The organism is Streptomyces sp. Ru72 (assembly GCF_002920635.1).
Lineage (GTDB): Bacteria > Actinomycetota > Actinomycetes > Streptomycetales > Streptomycetaceae > Streptomyces.
Map to the genome: position 1 here is coordinate 1 of NZ_PQSR01000169.1, position 9,842 is coordinate 9,842.

The 9,842-nt window shown below is 67.9% G+C and carries 8 protein-coding genes and 2 pseudogenes; 5 read left to right on the top strand and 5 right to left on the bottom strand.

The window, feature by feature from the left end; genetic code table 11:
- Both C3488_RS37955 and C3488_RS37960 read left to right on the top strand, forming a co-directional pair.
- A pseudogene (locus C3488_RS37955) lies at positions 1-430 on the top strand (IS5 family transposase); the annotation flags it as partial.
- A 10-nt stretch (positions 431-440) separates the two neighbouring features.
- Positions 441-1,628: a M20 family metallopeptidase gene (locus C3488_RS37960; protein ID WP_258053899.1), complete on the top strand. Its 1,188-nt coding sequence runs from the start codon at positions 441-443 to the stop codon at positions 1,626-1,628.
- Between the two features lie 555 nt (positions 1,629-2,183).
- Here C3488_RS37960 and C3488_RS37965 read toward each other — a convergent pair.
- Positions 2,184-2,948, bottom strand: a complete 765-nt coding sequence (locus C3488_RS37965) for an IS5 family transposase (RefSeq protein ID WP_103845397.1) — start codon at positions 2,946-2,948, stop codon at positions 2,184-2,186.
- Positions 2,949-3,014: 66 nt separating this feature from the next.
- Positions 3,015-3,176: an endonuclease/exonuclease/phosphatase family protein gene (locus C3488_RS42815; protein ID WP_181139361.1), complete on the bottom strand. Its 162-nt coding sequence runs from the start codon at positions 3,174-3,176 to the stop codon at positions 3,015-3,017.
- A 212-nt stretch (positions 3,177-3,388) separates the two neighbouring features.
- Between C3488_RS42815 and C3488_RS37970 the strand changes: the two genes are divergently transcribed.
- Positions 3,389-4,024 (top strand): HAD family phosphatase, encoded by a 636-nt coding sequence (locus C3488_RS37970; RefSeq protein WP_103845398.1) that lies wholly within the window; start codon positions 3,389-3,391, stop codon positions 4,022-4,024.
- Between the two features lie 338 nt (positions 4,025-4,362).
- Here C3488_RS37970 and C3488_RS42245 read toward each other — a convergent pair whose 3' ends face one another.
- A complete protein-coding gene (locus C3488_RS42245; RefSeq protein ID WP_258053900.1) occupies positions 4,363-5,946 on the bottom strand; it encodes an FtsX-like permease family protein in 1,584 nt (527 codons plus the stop codon).
- Between C3488_RS42245 and C3488_RS37980 the strand changes: the two genes are divergently transcribed.
- Positions 5,945-6,547, top strand: a complete 603-nt coding sequence (locus C3488_RS37980; RefSeq protein WP_103845399.1) for a hypothetical protein — start codon at positions 5,945-5,947, stop codon at positions 6,545-6,547. The genes C3488_RS42245 and C3488_RS37980 overlap by 2 nt on opposite strands.
- A 1,189-nt stretch (positions 6,548-7,736) precedes the next feature.
- On the opposite strand, the gene C3488_RS37995 is transcribed toward C3488_RS37980, so the two are convergent.
- A complete protein-coding gene (locus C3488_RS37995; RefSeq protein ID WP_258053901.1) occupies positions 7,737-8,318 on the bottom strand; it encodes an NUDIX hydrolase in 582 nt (193 codons plus the stop codon).
- A gap of 208 nt (positions 8,319-8,526) precedes the next feature.
- On the opposite strand from C3488_RS37995, the gene C3488_RS38000 reads away from it, so the two are divergent.
- Positions 8,527-9,648: an alpha-hydroxy acid oxidase gene (locus C3488_RS38000; RefSeq protein WP_103845401.1), complete on the top strand. Its 1,122-nt coding sequence runs from the start codon at positions 8,527-8,529 to the stop codon at positions 9,646-9,648.
- Here the strand turns inward: C3488_RS38000 and C3488_RS41190 are convergent.
- Positions 9,616-9,842 (bottom strand): annotated as a pseudogene (locus C3488_RS41190) (hypothetical protein); the annotation flags it as partial. The gene C3488_RS38000 and the pseudogene C3488_RS41190 sit on opposite strands and share 33 nt — an antisense overlap.

The following is a 9,842-nucleotide window of genomic DNA, read 5'->3' on the forward strand; positions in this document are numbered from 1 at the left end:
GTCCTCACCGATGGCCAGGGCATCCCGCTCGCGGTGTCGCTGACCGGCGGCAACCGCAACGACGTCACCCAGCTGATACCGCTGCTGGACAAAGTCCCAGCCGTGGCCGGTGTCGTCGGGCCGGCCCAGGCACCGGCCCGACATGCTGTTCGCGGACCGCGGCTACGACCACGACAAGTACCGGCGGCTGCTCAGGCAGCGGGGCATCCGCCCCGTGATCGCCGAACGCGGCCAGCCACACGGTACGGGCCTGGGTACCTTCCGCTGGGTCGTGGAGCGGACGATCTCCTGGCTGCACGGCTTCCGCCGCCTGCGGATCCGCTGGGAGCGACGCGACGACATCCATGAAGCATTCCTCGGCCTCGCCACCTGCCTCATCACCCACCGCCACGTCCAACGCCTAGGCACGGTTGGAGATCGGCTCATGTAGCCTCCGGCGCATGTCTTCCGCGCTGGACCACGCGATGATCGACAAGATTGCGGCCGAGATCGACGATGAGCTGATCGGGATGCGCCGCGACATCCACCGGCATCCCGATCTCGCCGGTGAGGAGCGGCGCACATCAGCACTGGTCGCCGAGCGGCTTCGCGCCGCGGGTCTGGCCGTCGTAACCGGCGTGGGCGGCCATGGTGTGGTGGCGGTGCTCGACGGTGCGGGTGAGGGCCCGACCGTCGCCTACCGGGCCGACATGGACGCCGTCGACGACGACGAACTGTTCGACTGTGCCTTCGCCTCGCAGGTCCCGGGGGCGGCCCACCTGTGCGGCCACGACCTGCACACGGCGATCGGGGTGGGTATCGCCTTGGTCCTCGCACGGCTGCGGAAGCAGCTGAACGGCCGGGTCGTCTTCGTCTTCCAGCCGGCTGAGGAGACGTGCGAGGGCGCCCGGGCGATGATCGAGGACGGGGTCCTGGAGCGGACCGCGCCGCGGGAGATCTACGCGCTGCACTGCGGCTCCAATGCAGTCGGCACGTTCGCGGTCGGGCCGGGTCAGCCGGGGCAAGACCGCTTCCGGATCGAGCTGGCGGGGCCGGGCGCCGCCGACGACGCCAAGCGACTCGTCGCCATGATCGACGGATTGTCGACTGTCGGGCGCCCGCAGACGCCCGGACAGCTCCAGCAGTTCATGGACGACATGCAGACCCCGGACGGCCCGCTGGCACGCTTTGTCTACGCCCTGTCCCATTCGAGCTCGGGCGATGATGGCGCGCGAGTGCACGCCTATCTGCGGGCCTGGCCTGAGAGCCGGTACGCCGAGATCCGTGAGGAGGTGCGGCACTGGGTGGATGCGCTGCCCCGTGGGCGGGTGGAGTTCACCGAGCCTCCGTTGCCCGCCATGGTGTGCTCGCCGGAGCTCAACGCGGCGGCAGCCTCGTACCTGCGAGGCGCCCTGGGTGCGGACGCGGTCATGGTGTTGCACGCGGCGTATCCGTTCAACGGCGAGGACTTCGCGTACTTCCTGCACCAGGTGTCCGGAGCGATGTTCTACCTCGGCGTCGCCAACCCGGAAGCGGGCATCAACGGGGTCCCCCACTCCCCGGAGTTCGCTGCCGACGAGCACGCGATCGGGATCGGGGTCCGCGCGATGGCGGGGTTCCTGTCACACCGTCTCGATGCCCTCGCCTGAGCTGCACCCGGTCGGCCGGGCAGCGCACCTCGCCAACGTGAGATGCAAAAATGCTCGCTGCCCGCGCAATGTCCTCGCGTGTGCCCATCGCATTCCCCTCCCTGGCCTGCACGTATGACAGGACTCACCCGCGTCCGGCGGATGGGCCCTGACGCGTCACACGCCCGGCTCGGCCCCGTCGGACACCGATGCCACCGGCAGCAGGTCACGAGTCCGAATGGAATGACAGTACGGACGGCCGTCGGCCGCCGTGAGTCGTGGGGAGTCCTGGCGCGGTCGATGCATGAGACGCACGCGAACAGCTGAACGCCGGCGCGGTCGCCCACCGGCCGCATGACCGCTGCCTCGCTACCGCAGACAAGGCAGGCGCGGTCGTCCGCCTGCGCGGGCGTCAACTGCTCCGGGATGGATACGGTGCTGCTCATGATCTGGACTCCTTGATCGGAAGGTGTTTCGGATCGAGGCCCGTTCCGATGTTCACGGTTCTCCAGGACGGAGACCGACGCGAGTAGGGGCCGCGTGCACTACAGGGCACAGTGAGCCTTTTCTCCATCCTTAGTCCGAGCTGGCCAGATGGAGGGTGAGGACAGCCTGGACGCGGCTCGTGATTCGGGTTGTCGAGCAGCGGAGCTTGCGCAGGAGACGCCAGGACTTGAGGGTGGCGATGGCCTGTTCGACCAGTGCCCGCACCTTCGCATGGGTCCGATTGACAGCCTGCCGGCCGGTGGAAAGACGGTCCCACCGGCCGCGGTACGGGAGGCGGACCGTGCCGCCCGCGCCCTGGTAGCCCTTGTCTGCCCAGCAGGTGATGCCGGCCTGGGCGAGGGCGTCGATGATGCCGTGGTCGCGTGCGGCACGAATGTCATGGACGGCGCCGGCCAGGGCTGGTGAAGCCCACAGGAGACGGCCCTTCGGGTCGGATATGACCTGCACGTTCATGCCGTGTTTCTTGTGTTTGCCCGAGTAGAAGGGCCGGTCGGCGGCGATCCGGTCGATCGGCAGCAGCGTTCCGTCCAGGATCAGGTATGCCTTCATCGATGCGGCCCGTACTGCTTCGGCGAGCGTGGAGGCGAGTGCGGCCAGGAGTTCGACGGCCTCGGTGACGTATCGGTAGGCGGTGGTGGTGCCGATCCCGAAACCGGCCGCGAGCTGGGCGTAGGGCTGGCCGTTACGCAGGTGGGTGAGAGTGAGCAGGGCCTGTCGGCCCGCGCTCAGGCGCCGCCACCGAGTTCCGAGAGCATGACGGTGGTTCCTCAGGCGGGCAGCGAGGAAGCGCAGGGTAGAGCTGGACACGTCGACGCCGGACGGGTAGACAAGCATTCGGAGCCTCTGGCGGAGACGGTTCTCTTGGTCGAAAACCCATCTACCAGGGGCTTCACCCGTTTGTCAGGCCAACTGCCCAGCCCGCACAGGAGGTTGGAAAAGGCTCCATGTCTCCTGTAGGCACACGATGTCTGGCCGTAGCGTGGCCAGAGTATCCAGGAGCCGTGGCGCACGGTCCCGACACGGGCCGAAACATCCCCAGACGTTCCAAGTCACCACCCGCATGCATGGGACGTTACCGCCCGGAGCGGGCAACCCGGCAACTACCAACGCCGCACATCAGGTGCATGGCTTCGTCCACTTCTGGCGACAGCGATTGTCGATGAGTTTGGGCGGCAGGCCCGCGTCGCCCGGTGCGGAGATGTCCACGGGAGTGACGTCACTTCTGTGTCTGAGTCCTCGGCCCCGTGGCTCACTCCGCCTGGGAGCATGCCGGTATGACAATCTCTGCTGTGCTCTTCGACGTGGACGGAGTCCTGTTGGACTCAGCTGCCGCTCACCGGAGGGTCTGGAACTCTTGGTCGCTGACGCGTGGACTGGACCCTGAGAAGGTGTGGCAGCTCACCTTCGGACGCCGCCCCGAGGACACGGTCAAGGACGCTGCTGCGCATTTGGACCCAGCCTTCGAGCGTCAGGTGCTCGACGAGCTGTTGGCCCAGGAGAGGAACGGCATCCTGCCGGTCGACGGAGCTGTGGATCTGCTGGGGGCGTTGTCCGGCAGCTCGTGGGCGATCGTGACCTCTGGTGACGGGGACTTCGTCGAAGCCCGCTTCGCGGCCGTGGGCCTCCCCCTCCCTGCTGTGCGGGTTTATGGCAGCGACGTGGAACACGCGAAGCCGGCGCCGGAGTGCTTTGCCCTGGCCGCGTCCCGACTTGGCATCGCCACCTCGGCGTGCGTGGTCGTGGAGGACACGCCAGTGGGCATAACTGCAGCTGTGGCGGCTGGCTGCACTGTGATCGGTTTGACAACAACCCACCCGGAGGAATCGCTCAGGCAAGCACACATGTGCGCTGCGTCCTTGGCAGAGGTGCGAAACCTGCTGACCAGGAAAGGGCTTCTGGCCAGGCCCTGAGGCGGGGAGCCCAAAGCCCAACAGGCCGTCCCGAGTGGGACGGCCCATCCAACCTGCAGAGAGTCAGCCGGCTTTGACGGGCTGCTCGGCTAGCGCGCGGGTGCTGGCGAGGCCGCCGACGGCCGGGGCCCGCTGGATCTTCCAGGCCCACCGGTCGGCCGCTTGGGCGCTTGGCTCCTCACGGCGCAGCGGATAGGGGGGAACGGCGTCGTACTGGACGCCGTCAATCGGCCGCGCCTGGCCAGGAGTGAGCCAGACCCGGTACTCACGCGGCTCGACGGTCTCGGTCGCGAACTGGTGGAGGGGCAGTATTCCGAGGGTGTGCTATTCACGGATGCCTACGGCCTCGATCGCAGGCCGACGGCTTGCTCTCCAGGTCGCGGCCGACGCGGTGGCCAGGGCGACGAGGGCGCAGATCGCGACGGTCCCCCTATCTGGGTCCATGGGATCACCGTCGGAGCCGCCGTCACGAGGCTACTCAGCGAGGCATGATGGGTCACCGCGGCCAGTACGGTCGCCACGGCGGCGAGGGCTGTGCCGACGACCACCGCCACGGCGGACTCGGCCGCGGCGACCTTCATGATCTGTCCGCGCACGGTGCCGGCGAGTGCGAGCAGGGCGAACTCGCGCCGCCGTCCGGCCATCGCCGTGATCAGCGTGTTGGCGACCGCGATCAGCGCGTACGCCAGCGCGATCCCCAGGATCACCACCACCGCGGCGTTGTTCGTCTGCCGCGCGGCGTGCGAACGCTGGGCCTTGAGGTAGGCGTCGTATGTCATGACGTGGGCGCCTGAGTCCGCCAGTGCCCGGTTCACCGCGGCCGTCTGCTGCGCGTCGAGTTGCCTGCTGGTGCCGACCGCGGAGTCGAGGTAGACCTGACTTGTCGTCAATGTGTCGGCCAGCGCGGAAGAGACGTAGGTGTCGTCCCCGTGCAGGCCGCGCGCGACGACGGCGGCGATGACGGTCGGGACCCGGCGGCCGGCCGGCAGCAGGGCGACCACGTGCTGCCCCACCGACAGGTCGTCGGATTCAGCCGCGTGCTCGTCGATGACCAGGAAGTTCTCGGGCAGCGAGGCGAGAGAGTCGGCGAGCACGGGCGGCCGGACGGTGTCGCCCATCGCCTTCCTGGGCACCGCGTTCGTCGTCAGCGAGTCGATCTGCTCGCCGTGGGCCGTACCGATCCGGACGTTCATGGCGGCCACCGGGGTGCCCCGGACGCCGGGCACGGCCCGGAGCTGGTCCAGGGTCCTCGCGTCGAGCCCCAGATCGCCGCCGGGCACCACGACGGCCGACGCGTGGATCTCCTGCCGCTGCCGGGCGAGTACCGCGGCGTCGCCGGACTTCTGCATCGTCAGCAGCGTGCCCACCAGACCGACGGCCACCACGATCGGCGCCACGGTGGCGGCTGTGCGGCGCCGGGAGGTGAGGAGGTTCTCGCGCACCAGCAGCGGACCGGCCTTGGCCGAGCGGCGCAGCGGACCGATCAGCAGCCGGGTGACCGGACGCAGCAGGACCGGGGAGAGCAGGGTGACCGCACCGACGTAGAGAACCGGGACCGCCTCATACTTGCGTACGGTGGCCTCCAGATACGGCGTAGTCCGGGCGATCTCGATGCCCGCGGCGACCGCACCCGCCAGCATGCCGATCCCCAGCAGCCAGCGGATCGGCGTCATACCGCGGCGTTCCACGGCGCTCTCGCGCAGCACCTCGATGGGCCGGATCAGCGAGACGCGCAGCAGGGTCGCGGCCGAGCCGGCCAGCGCCGCGGCCACGCCGATGACGAAGGAGATCAGCAAGGGCACGACGTTGAAGGGGATGGTGAAGCTTGAGCAGGCGACGTTGAGGATGGTGCACAGCCGCTTCACGCCGAAGCGGCGCTGGTGGTCGGCGACGAACGCAAGCATCGTCCAGAATCGAGGCATGGACGTTCCCAAGCTGCTGGAAGCTGCCTCACTGCTGGTTCCCGAAGCCGTCGTCACCGAGAACTACATCACGGTGAACGACGTCTGGGAGTACCTCGCCCACGACGAGTGGGAAGTCGCTCTCGACCTGCTGGAGGAGCTTGGTGATGTCCACCCGCCTCCGCTCGCCTTCTGGCAAACCCTCGCCACCGCCGCCGAGCAGATGCAACTCGACAGGAGCGCGGCCTGGTGTCACTGGCGCTGCTTCGAAACCCGCAACGGCATCATCCGAGCCGACCTCGCCCTCAGACCAGCCCACGAGGCCCGCCGGCAAACACCCTTCTCTGGAGCCGGCGTCCTACGACCGATGTGGAACATCGGAGGAAAAAGCCCGACTGGGGAACCCGACCTCTACATAGCCGCCCTCTGGGTGGAGTTCACGCCCTTCATGGAGCCCGGAAGCCAGGCCACGGTGCGTCTCGCCCCGCTCTCCCCGTCGAAGTGGCAGCAGCTTCAGCCCGGTCAAGTGATAACCATGCACGAGGACCGAACTGTCGCTGGAACAGCGGTCGTCCTGGAGATCCAGGGCCCATCAGTCGCGCCTGCCACATTGCAGTCGTAGTCGTAGTCGACGGGATCGCCCCCAAACTGCCGTCATTTCTCATCGACATCCTTGGACCAGTTGATCAACAACTGCCTTCCGAACCGGTCGACAAGTGCTGTTCCTCGAGACAGACGAAGCCACCACGAAGCAGTAACCGGCCGAGAAACCCGATTGGCTTCGTTCACGTCAAACAGCAGCAGTATGGCTGCCTGTGCTCGTGAGGGTGGCGGGTCGTGCGGGTGGTGGGGATCAGTGGGCCGTGTCAGTCAGCTGATGGGGTGAGGCTGGTGCGGTCGAACGGGCCACCGTGCGCGGCGGCGTACGCGGTGGCCTCGTTGACGGCCTCGCCTGATGGCGGTGGTCTCGGCCGGTGGCCTGGTGTCCGCCCTGGCGCCGAACCCTGGCGCTGCGCGCGGGCTCGCTCGACCTCGCCATACTGGCGTCCCGCCCACCCCACCGGCCCTTCGACGGCGACTCGCCGCGCACCGTGGTTTTCCGCTCCTCCCAGCAGAACCTCACCACCTGTGGCACCTACGCCGAGATGGTCTTTCGCATCACGGAGCCCGTCCTGCTTGGTCTGGCGGTGCTGGCTGTCCATAGCCGCGTAAAACCGGTTCCTCGCCCGCTGCTTCGACTCTCTGCTCGCCGAGGGGGTACGCGGCGTCGTCTCGTTCGCTGACCCCGTCCCGCGCCGCACCGCCTCCGGCCGACTGGTGATGCCCGAGCACGTGGGAACGATCTACGCGGCGACGAACGCGGTGTACGCCGGCCGGGCAACCGCCCGGACGATGAAGCTTCTGCCGGACGGCACCGGGCGGCGGTGCCGGAGCACCGGTCACACCGAAAGCAGCTCGGCATCCACTCCCGCCCCGGCCGCGCCGCCGCGCTGATGGACCTGTCCGCCCAGTTCCCGGCCACAGTCCTCACCCGACTGCTGGGCATCAGCCCCGAGACGGCCACTGCCTGGACGCAGTCCGGCGGACAGTGGAGCCGCTGCGCAGCTTCCCTGCCTGATCGCTCAGCAGTTCTGGGCTCATCGAAAAGTTCCAGCTCTCAATGAAGTTGGGGGCCAAGTTCCCGTACATGCCTCACGCCGGGTGACTCAAGGCTCCTTCGATGCGATGGATGGGCGCCGCCCTGCCGGCATTCACGAAGGGCCGGGCATCCCGTCTGGTCATGGCCAGTCAAGGTGGCGCCGTTGCGTCAGCTACCAGCCATGTTCGGCACGATAGCGCTGGAATAGGGCCAGGGCCGCAACGGAGGGCGCGTCCTTGAACCGGCCCTCAGCGATGAGCTGCCATACCTCAGCTTCGGAGAACCAGCGGCTGATCAAGCCGGCTTCCTCCTCGTCGAGATCGGTCTCGCCCGGGGTGAGATCGGTCGCGAGAATGATATGAAAGCCCTGATCACAGAAGCCGTACGCCTCGAACAGGTGCCCAAGCGGTGTCATCGCCCGCGCGGTCAGCCCTGTCTCCTTGGCGAGCTCGCCGCGTGCGAGGGCGAGCGGATCCGCGTCGGGCTTGTCCTCCCATGATCCCTGGGGAAACTCCCAGTAGCGGCCCTTGACCGCATACCGGTACTGCTCAACAAGGTGGAAGCCACCGTCGGCATAGGGGATGACAAGTGCGAAGTCCGGCTTCTCGACCACGCCGAAGATGCCCTCAGCTGCGTCGTGCCGCAGGGTCCCGTCTTCTCGGACGGTCATCCAGCGGTTCGAGTAGACAACGGTACTGCTGGTGGCTGTCAGCTCATGATCAAGCAGCGGCAGTTGAGGCATCTCCGTATGCATGCGAACACGCTAGCCGACCCCGTCGTGTCGACCCTGGGTCCGCCCTGATGGGTGATCACGTGATCCCCCTCTCTTCCGTGATGGGCTCGTGCCGGGCGTACGGCACGGCTTAACTTGTGATCAAGAGTTCTCCGATCTTCTGGGCCCAAGGCACGGCTGGAACCCAAGGAAGTCGGGGCCAGGACCGATTTCTTGGGAAGGGCTGGCAGTGACGGAGCTCGTTCGCTGGATGGATGGTCTGCAGGAGCAGGCAGCGCGGACCCTGCCTGCTGACATCTACGGCTACTTCTGCCGGGGCGCCGGTGCGGGCGTAAGCGCGGCGGAAGCGAGTGAAGCCTGGGACCGGCTGCGGCTGCGGCCGCATGTGCTGCGCGATGTGTCTTCCTGCGATACGTCGACCACTGTGTTGGGCACGTCTGTTGCTACGCCTGTTCTGGTTGCCCCGAGTACGCTGCAGCGCAGGGCGGATCCAGAGGGCGAGGCCGCTACCGCGCGCGGTGTCGCCCGCGCCGGGTCGCTGTTGGCGGTGACCTCGAATACGGCGGTTCCGTTCTCGGCCCTGCCGGCGAGTGGAGCGCCGTGGTGGGTGCAGGTGTATGTGGCCCGGGACCGGTCGTTGACCGTGGAGGTGCTGCAGCGGGCGAAGGCCGCCGGAGCGCGGGCGGTGGTGCTCACCGCAGACACTCCGGTGATCGGCTCGCATGGCAAGCCCGGTGCGCACGTGGCCGACTTCGTCCAGCCGGAGGACTTGTACGGCAACGTGACCGGCATTCCCGCGCGGGAGGCGGCCGAGCATGCTCCCGACCTCACCCCGGAGGTCATCGGCTGGTTGCGTGAGCAGACCGGTCTGCCCGTGGTCGTCAAGGGAGTGCTACGGGGCGATGACGCCCGCGAGTTCGCGGCGGCGGGCGCCTCCGGGCTGCTCGTCTCCAATCACGGCGGACGGCAGTTGGACGGGCTGGTACCCACGGCGTGGGCACTTCCGGAGGTGGTCGGCGCGGTCGCCGGCACTGGGACGGAGGTCTACGTGGACGGCGGGCTGTGCCGTGGCACCCACGTGTTGTCTGCTCTCGCACTCGGAGCCCGCGCGGTTTTCATCGGACGGCCGGTGCTGTGGGCACTGACCGTTGCCGGGGACGCGGGCGTGGCCCGGCTGGTCGACGAACTCACGCGGGAACTGGCCGAGGCGATGCGCATCGTGGGCGCCTCCTCGCTGGACCAAGTGGAACGCGATCTGCTCTGGGAGCTTCCGCTCAATCAGATCGGACGGGATCCCGTCAACCACCCTCGAGCGAACTCAGGAACATGCGCAGAGCAGGAAGCGCCATGACTCAGGCGAGGGGTTACCAATATCGGCGTCGCCCGGGCGGCCGGTGTAGCCGTAGGAGGCGGCGTTCAGCTTCTTTTCCTTACTCGTGACGGAGACGGGCGGCCGGATGCCCTTGGTGTAGCCGCCCTTGCGGCAGATCGTCGACTTCAGTTCGCCTGAGTTACAGCCGGAGAGACGGCTCCGGGCGTGCATTT

Coding starts and splice junctions, on each gene's coding strand:
- C3488_RS37995 (WP_258053901.1), bottom strand. CDS start 8,318: ATGCATACGGAGATGCCTCAACTGCCGCTGCTTGATCATGAGCTGACA.
- C3488_RS37960 (WP_258053899.1), top strand. CDS start 441: ATGTCTTCCGCGCTGGACCACGCGATGATCGACAAGATTGCGGCCGAG.
- C3488_RS42245 (WP_258053900.1), bottom strand. CDS start 5,946: ATGCCTCGATTCTGGACGATGCTTGCGTTCGTCGCCGACCACCAGCGC.
- C3488_RS37970 (WP_103845398.1), top strand. CDS start 3,389: ATGACAATCTCTGCTGTGCTCTTCGACGTGGACGGAGTCCTGTTGGAC.
- C3488_RS42815 (WP_181139361.1), bottom strand. CDS start 3,176: ATGCGGGTGGTGACTTGGAACGTCTGGGGATGTTTCGGCCCGTGTCGG.
- C3488_RS37980 (WP_103845399.1), top strand. CDS start 5,945: ATGGACGTTCCCAAGCTGCTGGAAGCTGCCTCACTGCTGGTTCCCGAA.
- C3488_RS37965 (WP_103845397.1), bottom strand. CDS start 2,948: ATGCTTGTCTACCCGTCCGGCGTCGACGTGTCCAGCTCTACCCTGCGC.